This is a genomic window from Mycobacteroides immunogenum (genome assembly GCF_001605725.1).
GTDB classification, from domain to species: domain Bacteria; phylum Actinomycetota; class Actinomycetes; order Mycobacteriales; family Mycobacteriaceae; genus Mycobacterium; species Mycobacterium immunogenum.
This window is the reverse complement of the sequence record NZ_CP011530.1, coordinates 2,760,811-2,782,440: the sequence shown is the minus strand read 5'-3', so window position 1 is coordinate 2,782,440 and position 21,630 is coordinate 2,760,811. Positions and strand designations below refer to the sequence as shown.

At 62.2% G+C, this 21,630-nt stretch carries 20 protein-coding genes; 11 read left to right on the top strand and 9 right to left on the bottom strand.

The window, feature by feature from the left end:
* Positions 1-103: 103 nt before the first annotated feature.
* Together ABG82_RS13605 and ABG82_RS13600 are read left to right on the top strand one after the other, a co-directional pair.
* Positions 104-1,225, top strand: coding sequence for a sensor histidine kinase (locus ABG82_RS13605; RefSeq protein WP_043079639.1), 1,122 nt, complete (start codon positions 104-106; stop codon positions 1,223-1,225).
* Positions 1,222-1,854 carry a response regulator transcription factor gene (locus ABG82_RS13600; RefSeq protein WP_043079638.1) on the top strand — a complete coding sequence of 211 codons (633 nt, stop codon included), beginning with the start codon at positions 1,222-1,224 and terminating at the stop codon, positions 1,852-1,854. The genes ABG82_RS13605 and ABG82_RS13600 overlap by 4 nt, the downstream gene beginning before the upstream one ends.
* A 52-nt stretch (positions 1,855-1,906) precedes the next feature.
* On the opposite strand, the gene ABG82_RS13595 is transcribed toward ABG82_RS13600, so the two are convergent.
* The gene (locus ABG82_RS13595) at positions 1,907-2,764 is read right to left on the bottom strand and encodes a LysR family transcriptional regulator (RefSeq protein WP_043079637.1); all 858 of its coding nucleotides are present in this window, start codon (positions 2,762-2,764) and stop codon (positions 1,907-1,909) included.
* A gap of 104 nt (positions 2,765-2,868) precedes the next feature.
* Between ABG82_RS13595 and ABG82_RS13590 the strand changes: the two genes are divergently transcribed.
* Positions 2,869-3,474: a flavodoxin family protein gene (locus ABG82_RS13590; protein ID WP_052511099.1), complete on the top strand. Its 606-nt coding sequence runs from the start codon at positions 2,869-2,871 to the stop codon at positions 3,472-3,474.
* 17 nt (positions 3,475-3,491) lie between these two features.
* Here the strand turns inward: ABG82_RS13590 and ABG82_RS13585 are convergent, their stop codons facing one another.
* Positions 3,492-5,642 carry a heavy metal translocating P-type ATPase gene (locus ABG82_RS13585; protein WP_407661874.1) on the bottom strand — a complete coding sequence of 717 codons (2,151 nt, stop codon included), beginning with the start codon at positions 5,640-5,642 and terminating at the stop codon, positions 3,492-3,494.
* Positions 5,643-5,649: 7 nt separating this feature from the next.
* On the bottom strand, positions 5,650-5,934 hold the full coding sequence (locus ABG82_RS13580) for a DUF1490 family protein (protein ID WP_043079635.1): 285 nt from the start codon (positions 5,932-5,934) through the stop codon (positions 5,650-5,652).
* A 188-nt stretch (positions 5,935-6,122) separates the two neighbouring features.
* On the opposite strand from ABG82_RS13580, the gene ABG82_RS28975 reads away from it, so the two are divergent.
* Complete coding sequence (locus tag ABG82_RS28975) at positions 6,123-6,545, top strand: WhiB family transcriptional regulator (protein ID WP_234708090.1); 423 nt, start codon at positions 6,123-6,125, stop codon at positions 6,543-6,545.
* Positions 6,546-6,650: 105 nt separating this feature from the next.
* A complete protein-coding gene (locus tag ABG82_RS13570; protein ID WP_043079634.1) occupies positions 6,651-7,109 on the top strand; it encodes a GNAT family N-acetyltransferase in 459 nt (152 codons plus the stop codon).
* Positions 7,110-7,136: 27 nt separating this feature from the next.
* Here ABG82_RS13570 and ABG82_RS13565 read toward each other — a convergent pair whose 3' ends face one another.
* Positions 7,137-7,715: a TetR/AcrR family transcriptional regulator gene (locus ABG82_RS13565; RefSeq protein ID WP_078343861.1), complete on the bottom strand. Its 579-nt coding sequence runs from the start codon at positions 7,713-7,715 to the stop codon at positions 7,137-7,139.
* 180 nt (positions 7,716-7,895) lie between these two features.
* On the opposite strand from ABG82_RS13565, the gene ABG82_RS13560 reads away from it, so the two are divergent.
* A complete protein-coding gene (locus ABG82_RS13560) occupies positions 7,896-9,425 on the top strand; it encodes a hypothetical protein (RefSeq protein WP_234708089.1) in 1,530 nt (509 codons plus the stop codon).
* Between the two features lie 69 nt (positions 9,426-9,494).
* Here ABG82_RS13560 and ABG82_RS13555 read toward each other — a convergent pair whose 3' ends face one another.
* Positions 9,495-10,889, bottom strand: a complete 1,395-nt coding sequence (locus tag ABG82_RS13555) for an FAD-dependent oxidoreductase (protein WP_078343860.1) — start codon at positions 10,887-10,889, stop codon at positions 9,495-9,497.
* 454 nt (positions 10,890-11,343) lie between these two features.
* Here ABG82_RS13555 and ABG82_RS13550 point away from each other — a divergent pair, with 454 nt between their 5' ends.
* Positions 11,344-12,546 carry an MFS transporter gene (locus tag ABG82_RS13550; protein WP_234708087.1) on the top strand — a complete coding sequence of 401 codons (1,203 nt, stop codon included), beginning with the start codon at positions 11,344-11,346 and terminating at the stop codon, positions 12,544-12,546.
* A 44-nt stretch (positions 12,547-12,590) separates the two neighbouring features.
* Here ABG82_RS13550 and ABG82_RS13545 read toward each other — a convergent pair whose 3' ends face one another.
* Positions 12,591-13,196: an LGFP repeat-containing protein gene (locus ABG82_RS13545; RefSeq protein ID WP_043079632.1), complete on the bottom strand. Its 606-nt coding sequence runs from the start codon at positions 13,194-13,196 to the stop codon at positions 12,591-12,593.
* Between the two features lie 214 nt (positions 13,197-13,410).
* Between ABG82_RS13545 and ABG82_RS13540 the strand changes: the two genes are divergently transcribed.
* Entirely contained in the window at positions 13,411-13,941 is a 531-nt protein-coding gene (locus tag ABG82_RS13540) for an FKBP-type peptidyl-prolyl cis-trans isomerase (protein WP_043079660.1), read from the top strand.
* A gap of 22 nt (positions 13,942-13,963) precedes the next feature.
* Here ABG82_RS13540 and ABG82_RS13535 read toward each other — a convergent pair whose 3' ends face one another.
* Complete coding sequence (locus tag ABG82_RS13535; RefSeq protein ID WP_043079631.1) at positions 13,964-14,392, bottom strand: cellulose-binding domain-containing protein; 429 nt, start codon at positions 14,390-14,392, stop codon at positions 13,964-13,966.
* 125 nt (positions 14,393-14,517) lie between these two features.
* Entirely contained in the window at positions 14,518-14,832 is a 315-nt protein-coding gene (locus ABG82_RS13530; protein ID WP_043079630.1) for a hypothetical protein, read from the bottom strand.
* A gap of 249 nt (positions 14,833-15,081) precedes the next feature.
* On the opposite strand from ABG82_RS13530, the gene ABG82_RS13525 reads away from it, so the two are divergent.
* The 3 genes from ABG82_RS13525 (at position 15,082) to ABG82_RS13515 (ending at position 17,330) form a co-directional block, all read left to right on the top strand.
* Complete coding sequence (locus ABG82_RS13525; protein WP_043079629.1) at positions 15,082-15,288, top strand: cold-shock protein; 207 nt, start codon at positions 15,082-15,084, stop codon at positions 15,286-15,288.
* A 218-nt stretch (positions 15,289-15,506) separates the two neighbouring features.
* Complete coding sequence (locus ABG82_RS13520; protein ID WP_054491374.1) at positions 15,507-15,785, top strand: hypothetical protein; 279 nt, start codon at positions 15,507-15,509, stop codon at positions 15,783-15,785.
* A 39-nt stretch (positions 15,786-15,824) separates the two neighbouring features.
* Entirely contained in the window at positions 15,825-17,330 is a 1,506-nt protein-coding gene (locus ABG82_RS13515; RefSeq protein WP_043079627.1) for an ArnT family glycosyltransferase, read from the top strand.
* Here the strand turns inward: ABG82_RS13515 and ABG82_RS13510 are convergent, their stop codons facing one another.
* Positions 17,331-21,461 carry a bifunctional nitrate reductase/sulfite reductase flavoprotein subunit alpha gene (locus ABG82_RS13510; protein ID WP_043079626.1) on the bottom strand — a complete coding sequence of 1,377 codons (4,131 nt, stop codon included), beginning with the start codon at positions 21,459-21,461 and terminating at the stop codon, positions 17,331-17,333. It lies immediately after the preceding gene.
* Positions 21,462-21,630: the final 169 nt, after the last annotated feature.

Sequence of the window (21,630 nt, the reverse complement as noted above, 5' to 3'; positions counted from 1 at the left end):
GTGATACCCACAGGGCGATCTTGCGCCGTCACCGGTGGGCGGGGGTCAACCGAACGACTGAATCCCCTGTAAAGAGCGCACCTCGCGGGGTTAGCATCGCTCCATGGATGAGACCGGTCCGGCCGGTGGGCGGCCGTCGATCTGGTACACCTACGTAGTCGGCATCGGCGCGTTGGCTATTGTCGCTGTCCTGCTGCCGACCGATAGCTCTCAAGGTAGCCCCGATGCCGCCGCAGCGACATTGGTCGCCTTTCTGGGCTGCGCAGTGGCCTTCGCGCGCACTCCCCCGGGCACGGGCGAACTCACTTTTCGAACGCTCGCTGCTGCGGCAATTGTGGTGGCGCTGTGCATATCTGCGGTGTGGCTCGCTCCTGCCGCAGTGATGGCGATCCCGGCGCTCTACCCTGTCGTGCTTTCGTTGTTGCCTCTGACGTCGGCGCTCATGCTGGTTGCCGTGGCCAACGTCGCGCCCCTGGTGATCGAGCTGATCGCGCCACGATTCTTCAATCTTCCCCTGGTCGCGGTGGCCACGTTGGTCGCCATGATCGCGTCGGCGGTGACGGGCACAACGTTCAACATCATCGTGCGGCAGCGCGCTGAACTGGCCCAGTTGTCTCACGCGGCCGGGGCCGCCGATGAGCGGCAGCGGTTCGCTCGGGAGATTCATGACACCCTGGCACAGGGTTTCACCAGCATCATCGCGCTGGCCCAGGCTATCGACGCCGAGCTAGAAGCCAACCCGATAGCTGCCCGAAAACATCTGGAACTGATCAGTTCTAGCGCACAGGAGAACTTGACCGAGGCACGCATGATGGTCGAGAACTCGACACCCGACGCACTCCGTGACGATGTGCTTGTTGGCGCGCTGCGCCGGGTGTGTGACCGATTCATGACAGAAACCGGCATCGCGACCACAATATGGATAGACCCGGCGCTGCCAGCGCTGGGAACCGCAGTCGATGTTGCCGTGCTGCGAGTCACCCAGGAAGCATTGGCGAATGTACGTAAACATGCCCAGGCACAAGCTGTTCGGGTCGAGCTGAGATCTACGCGCGGTCGCATCGAACTGCTGATCATTGACGACGGTGTCGGGATCTCCGTCGATCAGGCCGAAGGTTTTGGGCTGCGCGGTATGCGGGCGCGCCTCACAGCGGTCGGCGGGGAACTAACAATCTCAGCCGAACCCGACGGCGGCACCAGACTGTATGCGGAGGTTATGCGATGACAACGATTCTGCTTGTCGATGACCACCCCGTTGTCCGGGAGGGCTTCCGTGGGATGCTCGATGCGGAACCGGATTTCACCGTCATCGGAGAAGCAAGCTCTGCACTCGAAGCAGTTGCTGCCGCCCAAACATTGCATCCTGACGTCATTCTCATGGACCTGCGGATGCCCGGCCAAGACGGGGTCTGGGCAACGGAACGTATTCTTAGCGTCCAACCCAGCACCCGAATCCTGATTGTCACCACCTATGAATCAGATTCGGATATCGTTCGCGCCGTTGAAACAGGTGCCGCGGGGTACATCCTCAAAAACGCGAGCCGGCACCAACTTGCCGACGCGGTGCGCCAAACTGCCACTGGTCATACGGTATTGGCGCCATCAGTTGCCGAACGTCTGACTCGGTCAACCCACCAACGCGCCGCGGTACCGAATCTTTCGGCACGAGAAATCGAGATACTCACCCATGTGGCCAAAGGCGCAACAAATGCTGATATCGGTCGCGCCCTGTTCATCAGCGAGGCAACGGTAAAGACCCACCTGCTCAGGACATTCAACAAACTGGATGTCTGCGACCGAACCGCGGCGGTGACAACGGCCCAGACATTCGGACTGCTTCCCCACTCTGGATGACGTCTAGTAATGCGCCACGGGACCTAACATGTTGCAGTACCGGCGAATAGGGCTAGACAGATTGTGCCGACGAGAAACCTGTCGCGATGCGGACGAGATCAGCGACGGCTTGGGATCGGCTCAGTGGCGGCCAGGCGATCACGGTTGTAACGGCCGGAGCGTCGGGTACGCGCACGGTGACAAGATCGTCGCGCAGCGACGCGCGGAGTGACTCTGGCACGAACGCGCAAACCCGCCCGAGCGCGATCAGCTGAAACAACTGGGTGTGATCGCGCACCCGTGGGCCGGGGCCGTCGCAATAGCTGCCGTCCGGCCGCGGCCAGCGCGGCATGGGCAGGTCAATCAGCACCTTGACCTCGGCGGTCGATATGTGTGCTCGATGAGCAAGAGGATGGCCCGCGGGTAGCACCAGTACCTGCTGTTCGGTGTACAGGTCCTCAGTATCGAATCCGGCGGTCGCGTCGTAGGGCCGCTGGAGTAGCGCGACGTCGGCGCGCCCGTCGCGCAGCATTCCTTCCTGCTCGCGGGGCCCACACAACACCACCTCGACATCGACGGCGCCAGACTCTCCGGCGTAGGCATCCAGCAGCCTCGACAATAGTTCGCTGGAGGCTCCCCCTTTGGTGGCCAACACAATGCCGGGCCGCTCGGCAGCGGCTCGACGAGTGCGGCGCTGAGCGGCTTCGACTGCCTCCAGAGCCGCCCGAGCCTCCACCAGCAGAACCTGCCCAGCTTCGGTCAGAGAGATTGCGCGGGTATTGCGGTGGAGCAGCATCACCCCAAGGCGCCGTTCGAGCTGTTGGATAGCCCGCGACAGCGGTGGTTGCGCGATCGCCAGCCGCTGCGCTGCCCGCCCGAAATGCAGCTCCTCGGCGACAGCGACGAAGTACCGTAACTCGCGCGTCTCCATCGGGTCACCATATCTGGCCTCCACCACTATCGATACCCATGCGGTATCGGCGCCTACCCAGCCGATCTTGGACGGATCATTCGGTCCAGTCCCAGGATTGAGGCATGAGTGAGCAAACGATCGCGCCGATGACCGTTCGGGACACAGGAAACTCGACGACTAACGTCGCAGTGATCTACTACAGCGAAACCGGCAGCGTCAAAGCACTCGCCGCAGCGGCCGCGGAGGGCGCTACCACGACTGGGGCCCACGTACGCCTGCTGTCCGTCGAAGCGGCGAGCAGCGCGGACATGGAATGGGCTGATGTTGTCCTGTTCGGGACGCCCAGTCACTACGGCACTATTGCCGCTGGGCTCAAGACGTTCATCGACAGCACCGGCGACCTATGGCGCGCGGGCAAGTTAGCAGACAAGGTGTACGGAGCCTTTGTCTCCAGCGCGAGCACACACGGCGGCCAAGAAACCACCCTGACGAACTTCACGACGATCTTCACTCACTGGGGCGGGATCATCGTGCCGCCCGGCTTTACTGCCCCAGTTCCGTTAGTGGAACAGATGCTGTCCGGCAACCCCCACGGGGCTGGACACGTCGCCGGCTTCGGAAACCCTCCCACGAAGTTCGCTCTCGATGCTGCCCGCCACCAAGCTGAACGCGCGGTCATGGTTGCCGCCCAGCTGATGAGCACTCGCCTTCTCGGCGGTGTTCATTGATGAGCGGGCTGTGCTGCCTATCGGGTGGGCTGACTATCGTCCAGCTGATATCCGATGAGACGCGAGCTGTTGGTCACCACCGCCACCGAGGATGCGTTATGCAGAATGGCCGCCAGCACCGGAGATAGTGCGCCTCCGGCCCCGACCACCAACCCGATGGCGTTTACCGCGATCGACATCGCATAGTTCTGCCGGATCACCGAGACGGCCCGTCCGCCCAGCCCCCGAATATCGAGCAGCCTCCGCAGGTCGTCGCTGGCCAGCGCAACATCAGCGGTCTCCACTGCCACATCGGTTCCGTTGAGTCCCATGGCTATTCCAATATCGGCGGCCGCCAGCGCCGGGGCATCGTTGACGCCGTCGCCCACCATTGCCACCACATGCCCCTCATCGCGCAGTCTGCTGACCGCCTGGAGCTTGTCCTCGGGCAGCACCTCGGCCTGCCATTCGGTGATGCCCAGTTCGTCGGCGACCGCCCGCGCGGTCTCGGCGTGATCACCGGTCAGCATCACCACCCGATGCACTCCGGACGAGCGCAGCGCGTCGAGCACCGCAGACGCTTCCGGACGAATCTCATCGCGCAAGCTGATGAGCCCGACGAGGACGCCATCGACGGCAAGCAGCAAGGGGGTCTCGGCGCGGCGCCGCAACCGGGCGACCCACTGCTCAGCCTCCGCGGTGACGTGAACCTGTTCCTTGAGGAGCAATGCCGGGCTGCCTAGCAGCAGGGTGCGCCCGTCGGCGCGAGTGCGCATCCCCAGGCCGACAAGCACTTCGCACTCTTCGTGCGGAGGAATACTGATGTGGCGTTCTTCCGTGGACCGGATCACCGCCTCACCCAACGGATGCCGAGCATGGATCTCCGAGCTAGCCGCATAGGCCAGTACCTGCTCCGGCTCCCAATCAGCATCGAACGCAACGATGTTCGTGACGACAGGCCGGCCGACGGTCAAGGTTCCTGTTTTGTCGAACACGACCGCGTCTACCCGGCCCGCCAGCTCCAGATGCGAGCCTCCCTTGACCAGGATTCCCCTACGCGCGCCGTTTCCGATGGCCGCACTGATCGCAGTGGGGGTTGCCAGCCCGACGGCACACGGACACGCCACCAGCAGCATGGTCATCGCCCGCCGTACATCGCCGGTCACGGCCAGGGTGAGAGCCGACAGCAGGAATGAGGCGGGTACGAACCGTCGGGAGAAATTCTCCCCGACGGTCTGGATCGGCGCGCGGTCTTGTTGCGCCTCTTCGACACGCGTAATGATCCGGCCGATGATGGTCTGACTTCCGACGGCGGAGGCGCGCACGATGATACGGCCGCGCATCACCACCGAACCGGCGTGCACCATGGCGCCCGCGGCGACGCTGACAGGCAGGGTCTCGCCGGTGATCGCCGACTGGTCGACGATGGCGTCGCCCTCCACGATCTGTCCGTCGACCGGTATAGCCACCTGCTCGTGGGCGATGACTTCGTCACCCACGGTGAGTGAGTCGGTGGACACCTGAACCTCGGTGCCGTCCGCGAGGCGGACCCAGGCCGTATCTTGTCCGCCCGACAGCAGGTCCGCGATCGCGCGCCGGGTGCGGCGCAGCGTGAGGTCCTGGAGGTACTCCCCTATGTTCAACAGCCACAACACAGTGAGCGCTACGACGTTTTCACGGAGGATCAGACTGGCCACGGTAGCCGCCGAGACCAGGAGGTCGGTACCGGCCGACCGCCCGCCACGTAGTGAGGCCAGCGCCCCCTTGAGGAATGGGTACCCGGTGAAAATCGTCACCCCGGTCGCCGCCAGCCTGCTCGCCGGACCCAGTAGCGGTGGCCGCCCCAGCGGATAGCGGCGGATACCCAGAAACACCAAGGCCAGACCGCCTGCGGCCATTCGGATCACGTCCGCGTTGCGCACGTCTGCCGAGTGCGGCATACGCGAAAGTGTTTGCGGCGGAACCAATTCAAGGGCTTCCTTGAGCGCCGCAAGCATATCGCCGGTCGTGGTGCGCTTGGCCGAGTACCAGACGACCACCGAAGCTGTTCGTGGGTAGGCGTGCACGGCACGAACGCCCGCTACCTGCGCCAGTGCGTCCTCGATCGCTACCGCTCGACGTACGTCGCCCCGGAATTGCTTGGCGGTGACCCGGAGCCGACCGGCTGCGTTCGACTCGATGGTTACCACAAGTGGCTCAGTGGTCGTGGTCGTGTTCGGCATCCACCGCAGTGGGTGGCGGAGCCTCCTCGCCTATACGTTCGCGCGCCTCAGCGACAACGTCTCCGACGGCGAGCCGGGCGCGTTCGGCGCCTTCCTCGGCTTTGCGTACGCCACGCAAGGACCACTCGGCAACGGTGACGCTCGCGTCGCGTACAGGCACCTTCGCGGCGGCCTTGCGAAGGACTTCATAGGCCGCGACTCCGACGGCTCCGGTCGCCACTGTCGAGGCTGCCTTGATCAACAACGCATGCCATGCCATATGCCAGTCACCTTTCCGCCGTGAGCATCCTGTGTGCGCGGACTTCGCATCAAATTACCCCGATTGCGGTCCGAGCAGGCGGTAGTTCACTAATGATAACGGTTATCGTTACCGGTAATGTATACCAGACTGGCCGCCGCGCCGTCGAGCAACCCCGTTCCCGGCGACCCCAAACTCAGGAAACGCGAATGACCGACAATGCACGATCAGTCCATCGCGCCATCGGACTGCTTATGCAGCTGCAACATTGCACCGAGCTGGACGCACACGCCACGCTTGCCGTTCTGTCCGCGTCGCCCTCGCGGATAACCGCGAACGACGCGATAGCTACACCCGCCGCCTATGACCACAGTCCACGACAGACACCCTCGCTGATGCAGGCGGAGTGGCGCCTCGGCGCCCGCTGCCGCGGATTGCCCACCGATATCTTCTTTCCGCCCTCGGATGAGCCACGCGCTAGCCGCCGGGACCGTGAGGACGCTGCCAAAGCGCTGTGCGGTACGTGCCCCGTGCTGGCCCAATGCCGTCGCTATGCACTGGACTCCGCTGAGCCGCACGGCATCTGGGGAGCGACCACGCCCGAGGAGCGGGCGGCCAGAAGATCGCGGTAGCACGGCATTCCACGGCAGGAGTCCGCCCTGATCCATGTAATCCGACCGACAGTTCTGCGCAGATATCCGGTTGACTCCCCGCGGCGGTGTCGTAAGGATGTCGCGATGCCCACGAACAACGGTGACGTCCTCCTGCGTACAGCGCGTAGACCCGGCGACTACCCCCAACTGGTCGATATCTGGTGCAGCGCGGTACGTGCGACGCACGATTTTCTCGCGGAGTCCGACTTCCAGCGCATCGAAAGCAATCTGGCTTCGGCATACTTCCCCGCGGTCACGCTCACCGTCGCTGAACGCGACGGACGGGCCGTCGGCTTCGCGGGCACCGCAGAGGGAAACCTGGAAATGCTGTTTGTCACGGACGACGCCCGCGGCAGCGGAATCGGAAGCTTGCTCCTCGCCGAGACGATCGCGAAGGACGGCGTCATCAAGGTTGACGTGAACGAACAGAACGTGGGAGCACTCGGCTTCTATCTGAGCCGCGGGTTCTCACAAGTCGGTCGCAGTGAACTCGACGGGGACGGTAGGCCGTATCCGATCCTCCATCTTGCCCTTCCAGGCTGAGGGCATACCAAGGAAAGCGACCCGCCCCTAGCCGGTCGCTTGTGGCCGGCTGAGCCCCATCATGGTTGTAGCGACCAGTAACGGACGAAGGTCGTCCGAATCGTCGGGCGCTATCAGCTGTGCTGCGGCACCTGATTGCGCCGCCATGACCGCACGAGTGAAAGTCGTGGCGTCAGTGGTCAATTCGCGCCCTGCGCGGTCGACCACGTCCAGCAGGTACGGCTCTAGAGTCTGACGAAGCCGATCCCGCTGCGACGTGAGCTGATCGGCCAGATGCGGGTTGTGTTGTGCGCGTGCAGTTAACGACGACTGTAAAGCGAGGCGGCCTCGATCGACCGTAATCGTCGAGATGAACGTGTTCACGAATGCCAAAAGGTCACCAGTGTCATCGACAACGCTACGCGCGTGAGCAAGCGCCGCCGCAACAGATTCGATCAGATCGGCGTTTTGACGTTCGTGAACGGCGACAAGATGGTCGTCCATTGACTCAAAACTGGAGTAAAACGCACCTCGCGTGTACCCGATGGAGTCGCACACGTCTTTGACGGCAAACCTGGTTCTTCCACTGCTATCAATGAGCCGGCGGGTGGCGTCGATCAGTTCCATTCGAGTTCGACTTCGATCTCGCAGTGCGGTGGCACTCACTCAACTCCCCTGTTCGACAAGTTTCGCAGTTCGCCCATCCGGTTATAGTATCGGCGACAGATCTCGATACATAGTGTATCGACACTGGTGGAGCAAGTAAGTTCGGCGCGGACCGGCACGCGATGAATGGAGGCTACCGATATGAGAGATAGCGAAAGATCGCCGTCCATCATCACGGCCGATCAGATCGATCAAGAGGTGGCGTTACTAAACCGATTGAAGAGTCGGGTCACCGGTGCCGTCGAGCACGAGGAGCTGATCAAGCACATCGAGACTCAACTCTTCGATTCGGGACTCGATGTGCGCAGCGACGTGCTGCCCTTTACGCGCTGGGCGCCGCAGGGTGACGCGGGTCCCACTCTCACGGTCGCCGGGCGGCCAGTTCCGATTGCGTCCGCCTTTCCGTACTCGGGGACTACTGGGCCTAACGGCGTATCCGGGCACTTGGTCCGGCTACGCGGACCAATACCCGCCTGGAGCAAGGCGCGAGGAGAGATCGCGGTTCTTGAAGTCAACAACTTCGGGTTGCCTTTTGCCGCAGTCATCGATACCTGGGGAAACGATGTGCCATGGCCTGCGGTGCGCAACCCGCTGATCGCCGCGACGATTGCCGGACTTGGCCTGTCACGTGCACGGAAGGCGGGAGTCAAGGCAGTTATCCTATTATGGCGCAACATAAGTGATAATCACGCGCGCGGCCAGTATATCCCGTTCACAATGGACTATCAGGGCATCCCTGTCGTATTCGTCAGCGGCGAAGCTGCCGCTACCGTGCGTGAGCGCGCGACCAGTCGCGAGCACGCGACGCTGGTACTGAACTATCAGATCATCCCTGATTCATCTACCCGGACCATCTGGACGACGGTAGAAGGAACCAGCAGGCCGAATGAGACCGTCTTTGTCGTGACTCATACCGATGGTGTCAATATCGTTGAGGAGAACGGGCATATAGCAATGGTTGCTATGGCCCGCGCCGCCGCAGCCGATCCCCCCGATCGCACGACTGTCTTCGTTTTCACCAGTGGGCATATGCGAATCCCTGCAGTCACGTCCAAGGGACAAGCGACCCAACGCTTCCTGGCCGACCACCCTGAGTTGTGGGCTGGCGGCGCTGGACAGCGGCGCGCAGTCGCGGGCCTCGCTGTTGAGCACCTTGGTGCTCGCGAATTTATTGACGACCCCGACGCAAACGAATTCCGGCCGACTGGCCGGGTAGAGCCCGAGCTTCTGTATGCGACCACGCCAGAACTCGCTCACCTTGCACGGGCGGAGTGGCAGGCTGCAGACGAGGGGACCGCCCGCGTTTCCAGACCTACTGCACTTGTTCATTTCGGCGAGGGCGAGCCTCTACTGCACGCCGGTATACCAGCAATTTCCCTCGTCACTGCACCGCTGTACCTGCTTGCCGAGCTGCCAGGCGATGAAACAGAACTGATCGATAAGGCAGCGCTGCAACGGCAAGTGGACAACTTTGAGCGCCTCTACCGGCGGATCACCTCGGTGCGCACCGTAGACTTCGGCCACGCCAAGAAGCCAACCAAAGCCGCCCAGCTCCGCGGTTTCGTCTTGCTCCTGTGGTCGCTCGCGGTGACGAAGCTGGCTGGCGTGCGATGCGCTTGCCCTGCGCTGGATCGCGGGTTGGGTCAACGCTCCACCGCAGAACCTCGGTGACGTCGCTCGTCCGCAGTCGATGAAGGCGGACACATCATGGCGGCTCCAGCCCGTCTATTGGACTGACTGCTACGCCAACACAGGATGATTGCTTCGGAACACGCTCCGAGGATCGTACCGGCGCTTAGCATCCCGCAGCCGGGCCAACGTAGGCCCATCGAAGGCTTCTGCCGCCTCTTGTTCCGGCGCGAGAAACGTAAACAGTGTGCGGCCGCCGTCTATGGGAGACAGCATGCCGAGATTCTCCGTGATGTGCCGACCGATCTCGGTCGCTGCTAGTTCCGCGGTCGGAACTCCGCCCAGGGTTATGTAGTAGGGCTCGGCAACCTGCCCGGCGGGACTGTCGGAACCGCGCGCCAACGCTCCGCCCAGATGGCGGATTTGTATAAATGACAGCGGAGCAATGGGTTTGGTGAATAGTTCGGTCATGCTCGCGTCATCGAGACTGGTCAGTAGTGTCCCTCGCTGGATCAACGGCGAGGGATCGGTGGGCTCATTCGTGATCGTTCCCAATTCGGCTGGCCGTAGCTTTCGGTGGCTGTCGAAGAATCGGCCAGTGATCTTCTCGAGGGGGCGAAGCCAGGACTGCTTAGGGTCCGACGAGCCAAGATAGGTGCTGTAAATGCCGACGAACGGCTCCATACCCGGCAGGTTCGCCAGACCGCACCAAACACTCAATCCGTCTGGTGCTGTTGCTGTTACATCACGGAAGGCTGTCAGTACGTCGCTCGCTTTAGCAGCGGGCCAAAGCATCGAACCTCCATAGAGCGATGTGAGGGGATGGAGTGCGAACTCTAGGGCGGTGACCAATGCGTAATCGCCTCCTCCACCGCGCAACGCCCAGAACAGCTCGGATGCTGAATCCGCCGTCACATGGATCGCGTCGCCTTCTGCACTGATGGCCTCATAGGCAATGACGCTGTCGGCCGCCCAACCGAAAGAGCGGCTGAACCAACTCAGCCCACCCCCCAGGGTGTAGCCGGCGACACCTACCACAGGAGAACTTCCGGATGCGCCTATCAAGTTGAACGATTCTCCCGCGGCCAGCACGGCTCCCCATGACACGCCCGCGCCAACTCGTACGGACCGCGCCTGCGGATCTACGCGGATCTCATTCATGCGCCGCGTTCGCACCAGTACCGTCCCGTTTAGCGCCTCGGTCGCCCCATGTCCGTTGGGCTGAGCCGCGATTGCGATTTCGTTATCGCGAGCGAACCGAACCAGCGCGCACGCATCCGCAGTGTCTGCGACCTCCGCAACGGCACGTACCGATTGATTCACGGTCAGATCCCACGGCATGCTCAGCCGCTCGAAATCGACATCCCCCGGTACAGACACGTTGCCCCGAATGGCAGTTCGTAGATCGCTGAGATCAACTGCCGCTGTTGATTTCTCCGCAGCCTGCTGATCTTGCGGCCGAACGTTCAGTTGCTCTTGATACCTACTGTGCGGTGCTGAAGACATCGACTCGCAACCTTCCTGATATGGCACTCAAATGAGAATTAGGCGCCTTCAACACGGTAACGCTCTCGCGACTGCCGGTTGGCTAGCCATCACGTGAAAAAGAACATGTTGCATTCGAGCAATATTTAGTGACCCATCTACGCGTCGGCGTGAGCCTGCTTCGACTGACATGCACGGACCGGCTCCCCAAACGAGGACTAACCGCCGTGGGTGAGGTATCGACTTCGTTATCCGGATAATGGTTTTCGTAAGCAGTTGGCCTTACGGAGAAGAATGGATGATGTGTGATCAGGGGCCGGGCCGTGCGACTGTAGAGAAAGACGGCGCAGACGAAGGGAATGGTTACCGTGATTCGAACCGTATACAGCAGTTGGACTGTCCCCCACAACGAAACACCCTGCGCTACATTGCATTCCAGCCGACGTGAAGATCCACTATTGGACGTACGCCCGTGGTGAGTGCGCGCGACCGTAACGCCTTGGCGGCAGCCAATTTCTTCATGGCGGACGTGCAGGCGGGTGTCGGTCCATTTCTAGGGGTCTTATTGGCCGGTCGCGGCTGGGCAACAGGAGCCATCGGCGCAGTCACCGCGCTGGGTAATGCTGTGGGACTGGCATCGACCACACCGGCGGGCGCCCTCATCGACGCGACGGGCCGTAAAAGGTTCTGGGTTGTCCTGGCTGCGTTATGCACGGTCGCGGCATCGGCGCTGGTCTTGGTTTCCGGAAGATTCTGGGTAGTGGCCGCCGCTCAGGCAGCGTCGGCAGTTGCCGCGGCTGTTCTTGGCCCAGCGATCATCGGGATCACCCTCGGGGTGGTGCGCCAGTCGGGGTTCGTGACACAAAATGGCCGTAATCAGGCATACAACCACGCCGGAAACATGGTGGGGGCAGCGCTCTCCGGGGTTCTTGGTTGGTACTTCGGATTCGCTGCGGTTTTCGCGCTCGCGGCCCTGTTCGCGGTAGCCGCGATCATCGCCGTATTGTCGATTCCTGCTCGCCACATCGATGACCAGGCTGCGCGCGGCGCTACAGACGAAAATTCCTACCCCGCAAGCGGTTTACAGATTCTGGCGCGCTCTCCCGTGTTACGCGCTGCGGCGGCAGCGATCCTGCTGTTTCACCTGGGGAATGCGGCAATGCTGCCCCTGTACGGTCTGGCGGTCGTCGCCCACCAGGCTGACCCGTTCATTACCGTCGCCGCGACTGTGGTTGTCGCGCAGGCGGTGATGGTGATCGCCTCGCTGGCCGCGACCCGGATAGCTCGCATACGCGGTTACTGGACGGTGTTTGCCATCGCCTTCGTCGCCCTGCCGGTACGTGGACTCGTCGCCGCCACCATTGTCACTACGTGGGGAATTGTTCCGGTTCAGATCCTCGATGGCATAGGGGCAGGGATGCTTTCAGTCGCGGTTCCCGGGCTGGTGGCACAGCTGCTGGAAGGGAGCGGACACATCAACATCGGGCAGGGAGCGTTGATGGCTGCCCAAGGCGTCGGAGCGTGTCTGAGTCCACTGCTCGGCGGGTACATCGCCCAGGAATGCGGGTTCCGGGTTGCGTTCGCGTTCCTCGGTGCGCTTTCCGTGGGATCGCTTCTTATCTGGCATAAGTACGCCCCAACGATACGAGCCGCGGCGCCGCGCCCGTCAGACTGCTAGCGTTCCGCGGCGGCCAGCTCGATGCCGGACATGAGTGGCCGGTGTTACAGCCCGGACGGTACGACCTTGCCGTTCACCGTCACCTCGACCTGGCCGGTCTTGGCGTTGTATTCGATCTTGCCGTGCTCGAAGGTCGACACCAGCAGATCGTCCTCGGTGTTCTCGTCGCTGGTGGGTAGGCCCAGCGGACCAGCGGAACCGTTGTTCCCCGTGACGGACGGTGTGCCGTCCGGGTCTCGCTGGATGTTCCACGCGTCCCGGATCTTGCCGACGACGATGTATGCGGGCGTGCCCGTCTGGTTGTTCTTGGCGATGATCGCACCGCCCTGGAACTGCTGGAAGACCGCGCCGCTGTCGCGCGTGCCCGCGTTGTGGTCGCCGGTCAGCGCCTCGCCGAGTGCCTTCTTCTGGTCCTCCGTCGCCGATGAGTATTTGGCGGCGATCGGACCGGACAGGGTCACCTCGACGCCCCTGTCCCCGATGAGCTTGACCTCGGTCGGCTGCGCCGGCGCTACCGACGAAGACGTGACGATCAACCCGATCTGAGGCGATTGAATGTCTGGGGTCTTGCCATTGCTGCAGCTCACGGTGATCAGCGCGACGGCAGTCAGACCGACGACTGCCTTCTGGCGGTATGCGATCGTCCTCATGGACTTCCTCTCGCGTCGTCCTACGATGTAGGTCAGTTCAGCTGAGCCCCTCGACCGGCCGGACTATACCTAACCAGGGCGATACCGACAGTGCTGGTCTCTTCCTGTTGTCACACCGATCAGGCGCCACCACGCAGCTGTTAGCGTGACAACCGTGAATCCCTCGCGTGTTTCCCCCTCCGTCGCACTTGCCGCCTGCGCCGCCTCATTCGTCGTGGCGCTCGCAGCGTGCGGATCCGATTCCGAGGCCAAATCTGCCCCGGCTGACCCCGCCACCACGGCGAGCGGATGCCCGACGGCAGCACCGCAGGGCGGTGGCACACCCGAGTGGACGCTGGCAGGGAGCACCGGCAATGTCGCGGTGACCGGCTCTACGGATACGGCGGCGCCGTCGGTGAATGTGACTGCCCCGTTCAGCGTGACCGAGACCCAGGTGCACACGCTGCAGGCCGGGTCGGGCACGATCGTCGGAGACTTGGCCACGGTTTCGGTCTGCTACATGGGCGTCAACGGGCGTGATGGGTCCGTGTTCGACAGCAGCTATGAACGCGGCACGCCGGCCCAGTTCCCGCTAGGCGGAGTAGTGCCAGGCTTCAAGAAGGCCATCGCAGGCCAGAAGGTCGGGTCCACGGTCGCTGTCGCCATGACCTCGGCCGACGGCTATCCGGCGGGTCAGCCCAGCGCGGGCATTCGCGCGGGTGACACTCTCGTCTTCGCCATCAAGATCCTCAACGCCACAAACTGATCGCCGGCGGGCACAATCGCACTTAGGTACAAGGGTATTGCCGGTTGAGCACACAATTCAACGGTGGCGTGTAGGAGCCACTCAGTACGCCTCGTAGGCCACCGGTGGCTGAACCACCCGCTGGAATGATGCGATTCCAATTCGCAGGGGTGAGCACATAGTGCGTGCCCGATTGGGTGATGGTGCTACTCCAGGTGTGCCGGATGGACTCGCCTATCGGCAAGTCGAATTCAAGCGCCCAATCAGACAGCGGTGTCGAACTCAAATTGGTGATGGTGAAATTGGCGATGAAACCCGTCTGCCACGTCGACGTCACCGACAAGGTGGCCGTGACCGCAGCCGCATGGGCTACGGGCACAACAGGGAGTCCGAGTGCAGCAAGCATCAAAGCTGACACACTTGCGTAAAGCGCTGCGCGCCATCGCTTCACGTAGTTGCCAAGTCCGGCCATAACAGCTGACACTAGGGTCGAGCAGGCAATTTCGACCCCCGCCTCGCGGGTGTGCCACGGTACCTTTGCGCAACTGAGACCATCGTGAGACTTGGCCTCGACCTCACTTCCTTCGTCGGGGCCATTCACTGGTTGAGCCCGGAAGTTGGCCGGTAGTGACTGATGCGTGGCACTTCACGGGTTTCGCTGGACAGGAACGGCGCGATGCCGGGGATCGGTGCGGCCTCGGTGTAGCAGTCGATGCGAATCTCGCCGGAGATCCAGTCGATTTCGTCCGCCGCGTCGTCGAGAACAGGGATAACCCAGTCCGCGAGAGTGCCGGTGACGAGGGACTTGTTCGGCACCTGGTCGAGGGGACCTGCGTGGAGTGGCTTCCAGCCGGGGTTCCGGTCTTCGTTACACATGACCTGGTACCAATACGACTGCCAGTACGGGCTCACGGGAGTCGCCTCTTTCGGTTCGGCTATGTCTTGGTGATCAGGCTAGCGGTGTCCCGCGCTTTGGTTATCGGTCCGAGGCTCTGATATGGTGAAAACGGTTGATTTTCTTAGTGACACGCTCGCGAAGATTTTCCGCGGCGGACACACTCCAATCTGCGTGACTTTTACCGGTTGCTTTGATTTCGCGTACCTCCGCAGACCCAGGATCGAACGTCGGTCCCGTATCTAGATACTCAGGAGAGTTATCGCATGGCCCAAGGCACCGTCAAGTGGTTCAACGCCGAAAAGGGATTCGGGTTCATCACCCCGGACAATGGCAACAAGGACCTGTTTGTTCACTTCTCAGCGATCGTCAGCAACGGCGGATTCCGCACCCTCAATGAGAACGATCGCGTTAGCTTCGAAGAGGAAGCCGGCGATCGCGGCCCCCAGGCCGTCTCGGTGCAGACCATCTAAGTTTCACTAGCTGGTAGAACAAAGTAAGGCTGGCCGTCCAGGATTTCTGGGCGGCCAGCCTTATTTCTGAATCTCACCGCCGCTGAATGCGAAGCTCACTAAAGTCCTCTGCCATGAATGGAATGAGCAGAGGCGGGCGGGGCCTTTTGTGTGTGGGTATGGCGGCAGGACTGTCCTGCTTAGCTGTTGCGATAGCAGGGCAGGCATACGCTGACGATTTGAACACCACCACATGCTCTGAGCAGCAGGTGATGTCGTCGCTGCAGCAGAACGACCCCTTGATCTGGCGCAAGATCAGCCGTGACCCGAAGCTGGAGAATGAGTTGCGGATCGGGCTCGCCGGACTTCTCGCGGCCCCGCCGGGACAACGCCAGCAGGAGTTGAACACGTTCGAACAAACCCTGGGCCACCAACAGTGGCGAGGCATCAGCGATGACATCATGGATTCGTCGTCGGGGCCGGTAGGCAGAGCAGTCAACAACTGCCACAACTTTTAAGACTGCGGCCGAAGGACTCCTGCTCTTACAGTTGTCGGCATGTCTGCGCCTGTTGTCGAGGACGCCCATAACCGCACTCCACCGTTCGCGACGGGCCCTGTCGCGGCCGTAACCATCGCAGCGGGGATTGTGGCGGTGTTATCGGCCACGAGATACGGCTACTACTACGACGAGCTGTACTTCATCGCAGCAGGCAAGCGACCCTCGTTCAGTTACGCCGATCAGGGTCCGTTGGTGCCGTTCCTTGCTCGTGGAGTGGACTGGGCTTTTCCGGGATCGTTTGTTGCACTGCGGGTTCCGGGAATTGTTGCCGTTCTGGTCGTCGTGGTGGTCAGTGCTCTCATCGCGTGTGAGCTGGGTGGCGGCCGCCGCGCGCAGGTTCTGGCAGCGATGGGCTGTAGCACCGCATTCGGCATACTGGGCGAGGCAGGCACCTTGACCACCAACATCATTGATACCGCGATGTGGGCGGTGCTGACCTGGTTGGTGGTGCGCTGGGTACGAACCCGGCACGACGGGTTGCTACTTGCCGCCGGGTTGGTAACCATGGCAGCCCTACAGGTGAAGTTCCTCATCCCGGTCTTCTGGATCGCAATGCTCATCGCCGTCGCGTGTGTAGGCCCCCGAGAATTGCTGCGCCGGCCCGCACTGTGGTGCGGCGCCATCGCGGTGACGCTGTCGGGTGTCCCGATGCTGGTTTGGCAGTCACAGCATGGGTGGCCGCAAGCAGCGATGGGCACGGTCATCCGCGGCCAGACCAGCATGCTGTACGGGTCGGCGACCTTCATTCCCCGAGCTATACAAATGTGCGGGTTAATCGGCGCGGTGCTCTTGGTGTACGGAACATGGCGACTGTGCCGATCACCGCGCTTGCGCCCGTACAGATTTCTCGGCGTGGCGTTCCTGATGGTGGTCACCGTGTTCGCATTAACCGGTGGGCGCATCCAGTACGGCATCGGCATCTACGCCGCGGTGATCGCCGCCGGAGCAGTTGAGTTGTCGGCATTACGCAATCGCTGGGTCATGGCTACTGCGATACCCCTAACGGTCGCGTCAATCGCTGTATTCGTGCTTTGGGCCACACCGTGGCGTCCTGCCTCACGACTGATCCCCGCAGCCGACTTCACTGAGGGACTGGCAAGTCAGGCCTACGGAGAGTTCGGCTGGTCCGAATTGACGACGGAGGTGAGTAACGCCTACCGGGAACTCCCGTCCGCACAGCGCAACAATGCGGTGATTGTCACGGAACGTTACATCCAGGCCAGTGCGCTCGACTACAACCGGGAGAGAGCCGACCTTCCCGCGATCTTCAGCCCCAAACGCGGCTTCGGTTACTTCGGCGCTCCACCTGATAATGCGGAAACCATATTGTGGGTCGGCAGCAACAGGGCCGACCTGCAAGCCCGATTCGCCTCCGTCGTAGAAGTAGAGAGATTCGGGGTACGCCTGGGGATGCCGCAAGTGACCCGGGGAATCACGATCTGGAAGTGCGTGGGTCCGCTGCAGCCCTGGTCGATCATGTGGCCGAGAATGCAATCCCTCTAGCTAATAGACGTCGCGCAAGTAGCGCTTATTGGCGACGAGTTCGCGTTTGTAATCTCGGGCTTGCTCGGCCGAAAGCCGTCCGTACGTCTCGATAACCGTGGTCAGGGCGTTATCGACGTCCTTGGCCATTTTACTTGCGTCACCGCAGACATAGAGATGAGCACCATCCTGCAGCCAAGACCATAGTTCGGCACCATGTTCGATCATCTTGTGCTGCACGTAGACCCGCTTCTTCTGGTCGCGGGAGAAGGCAAGCTCAAGTCTGGTCAGAAACTTGTCGGCAACCATATCAGTCAGGTCATCACGGTAGTAGAAGTGTTGGGCGGCATGCTGATCGCCGAAGAACAGCCAGTTAGGTCCGGTGTGACCGAGCGCGCGACGTTCATGCAAGAAGCCCCGAAATGGTGCGATGCCGGTGCCGGGTCCGATCATGATCATCGGCGTCCCAGAGTCCTCCGGTGGTCTGAAGTGAGGTGATTTCTGCAGAAAGATCGGCGTTGGCGTCTCCCCCGCGCGGTCGGCGAGAAACGTGGAGCACACACCACCACGTTCGGCACCATTCGCCGTCTGATATCGCACAACCGAGACAGTCAGCTGCACTTCGTCCGGACTGGTCAGCGGGCTCGACGAGATGGAGTACGAACGCGGCGTCAATCGCACCAGGACGTCCTGCCACTGCTCGATGTCTGCCCTCACCGGAAAGTCTTGCACCACATCGATTCCGTTGCGGCCGAATGCCCACGCGCTCAGCTCACCCCGGGCGGCACGCAACGTCTTGGCCGAGCCGGAATCCGTGGTGGTGTCGGCCAGAAAACTCAGCAGGTTCGGTGTGATCCGGCCGATGTCGTAGGACGTGGTCAACGCCTGTCGCAGTGATTGTTCGGTGCCGTCGACCTCGATGATCTCCTCTGCCCGCAAGCCGGTCGCGGCAAGCCAGGCGTCGACAGCGCGGTCACTATTGGTCGGATAAACACCGAGCGCGTCGCCGACACCATAACTAACACCCAACTCCGAGAGATCGAACCCGAACTGGCGCACCTCTTTTGCTGAACCCTCAGGTGTGAGCACTGTGTTGCGACAAAGTGGGGCGATTACCGGGTTGGCGCGCGTGAACATCTCGACAGTGGCGAGGGATCCACTTGGCATAAAGCTGGGCGTGACCACCTCAACCACTGGGGCGACAGTGACTTCGGCGACCGACTGATCGGGGCGTGCGCGCTGCGTCGCGATCAGTGCGGTGACCTGCTGGACCCACTGCTCGAGCGGTCCGTCGTCGTAGATCTCACAGTCCAGCCGATCCATCAGCCGAGTGGCCCCCAGCGCGGCCATCCGCTCGTCGATGGATTTGGCATGGCCGCAGAAATTTTCGTAGGCGCGATCACCAATTCCCAGTACCGCGAACCGCATTCCATGCAGTGATGGCGCCTCAGATCCGTGAAGTCCGTCCCAAAAAGCGGCGCCGTTGTCTGGCGGGCCTCCGTCGCCAAAGGTGCTGGTCACCACCAAAACGTCGTGGACCGCCGCCAGATCCTGCAGCGTGCACTGGTCCATGTTGACGATTCGTGCGGCGGTTCCGGAGGTATCGAATTGGGCGGCAACCCGAGCCGCGAATTCCTCGGCATTGCCGGTTTGCGACGCCCACAGCACCAGCGGAGCCGGCGTCGCGCGGTCCATCGGCGGATTCACGATGGGGGCCATGGTGGTTCCGTTGGCACGCGAATACATGCCGGCCAGCGCGCCATCGATCCACAGCCGGGTGTCGGCGTGCAGCGGTGCCGCGTGCGGCAACACTGGCACACCGGCGGCGCCGTTTCCTATCATGGCGAAAAACCCTGAGAGATACAGCTGCTCCTCGCCGGAAAGTACTGGCATGGGCAGCGCTGTCAGACCGATCGCCTCGGCGACAGGGTGCATGGATGGCGCCTCCGGCCGTGTTGGTGGTTGAACAGTTTTGGTGGGACGCATGCTGACGGCGCAGACCTTCAGCTCGGGCTGCAACGAATCGGGATCCACAGCATCGGAGGTCAAGGCATTGATGGCGAGGTACTCTCCGTGCTCGTCATTCCAATGGAACGGCACAAAGCAGTTCCCTGGCCGCACACGGTCGGTCACGACAGCGGGGAGTACCGCCCTCCCCCGCCGCGACTGCAGTTCGATCGCTTGCCCCTCCACGATATGGAGTTCAGCGGCATCATCGGGATGCACTTCGACGAAAGGGGCGCTGTTCAGTTTGTTGAGCTTGGCGACCTGCCCTGTCTTGGTCATGGTGTGCCATTGGTGTTGCAGGCGACCGGTATTCAGAATGAACGGGTAGTCGTCATCGGGCAATTCACGTGCATCCATATGCGGTCGCGGATGGAAGATCGCCCGGCGTGACGGGGTGGCGAAGGCCAGCCTAGGCCGTCCACCTTCTGCGTCGACGAACAGGTTTTGACTGATGCCGTCGTTGAGGTAGCGGATCGGATGCCGGTCATTGGTGTCATCTGGCGGGCAGGGCCACTGCAGTGGGGTCTGGCGTAACCGGTCATAGCTCGCACCGCGAAGGTCGTAGCCGGTCTTCGGATTCCAGAACCGTTTGATCTCGTCAAACACCTCTTCGCTGGACGCATAGGTGAAGTGATCCCCGAATCCCATCGCCGCCGCCACCTGACAGATGAGCAACCAGTCAGGCCGCGCCTCGCCGATCGGCTCGACGGACTGCTGCAGCAGGGTCAGGTTGCGCTCGGAGTTAATCATCACCGCGTCAGCCTCGGCCCACAGGGTGGCCGGCAGCGCGATATCGGCATACCGGTTCGTTGCCGTGGCTTCATAGGTGTCCTGCGTGATGACGAGCTCAGCTGTTTCCAATCCCGTGATGGCATTGGCACGATTCGCTACTGTCGCAACCGGATTCGTGCAGATGATCCAACACGCCTTGATGTCGCCCGCCGCCATCTGATCAAACATCGCAATGGTGCCCGGGCCTACATCGGTGCGTATGGTCCCCGGCGCCAGTCCCCAGACCTGTTCGACAAACTCTCGGTCGTCGGCACTGACCACCGACCGCTGCCCCGGCAAGCCCGGCCCCATGTAACCCATCTCGCGGCCACCCATCGCGTTGGGCTGACCGGTCAACGACATAGGGCCGCTACCCGGCCTGCAGATCGCGCCCGTCGCCAAATGCAGATTGCAGATGGCGTTGGTGTTCCAGGTACCGTGCGTGCTCTGGTTAAGACCCATCGTCCAGCAGGTCATCCATTCGCCGGCATCAGCGATCATCGCGGCGGCGGCCCGAATATCGGCTTCAGCGATCCCGGTGATCCCGGCCACCACCGCGGGCGGGTAGTCCGCCAAAAACTGCGGCATCGCCTCCCACCCCTCGGTGTGCTCGGCGATGAATTCTTGGTCAATCGCACCGGATTCCACCAGTAGATGTAGCAGCCCGTTGAGAAGCGCCAGATCGGTTCCCGGGTTGATCTGCAGGAACAGATCGGCTTTGTCCGCCGTGGCAGTGCGGCGCGGATCGACCACAATGAGTTTCGCGCCCGCCTTCAACCGGTCGGCCATCCGCAGAAACAGGATCGGATGGCAGTCAGCCATGTTCGCGCCGATAACGAAAAATACGTCGGCGCAGTCGAAGTCGGTGTATGAACCGGGCGGCCCATCGGACCCCAGTGACTGCTTGTAGCCCGTTCCGGCACTGGCCATGCAGAGCCGCGAGTTGGACTCGATGTGTACCGTGCGGATGAAACCCTTGGCCAGCTTGTTCGCCAGATACTGGGCCTCGATCGACATCTGCCCGGACACGTACAGGGCTATCGAATCCGGACCGTGCTCGTCGTGAATCGCACGCAGCCTCCGGCCTGCCTCGGCCACCGCGACGTCCACCGGCGTCGTCACGAATTCGGCACCTCGCTCGGGACGAACCAGCGCGCTCGTCATGCGCCCGTCGGCGGCCGCCATCAGCTCGGCGTGGGTGGCGCCCTTGGTGCACAACCGGCCAAAGTTCGTCGGATGCAGCTTGTCGCCGGACACGCGGGCGATCACAGTGCCCGCTGAACCGGACTTGGTCTGAACCTCGATCCCGCAGCCAACACCGCAGTACGAGCACGCTGTGCGCGTGGAATTACCCGTATCTGCTGGTCCAGACATGCCTCAACAGTCGCCAATTTCTGTTTCCAGACGGTTTCCGGCGACGTTAGGCCAAAGAAAAACTCCCCTCACAGCGGCCGAAGGCGAGAGGTGATCACACGACGCCGCGCGCTCCCCACCGGACGACGCGGCACGCGACGGGGTCGGGGGGGGGTCTTCGTCGCGTGCC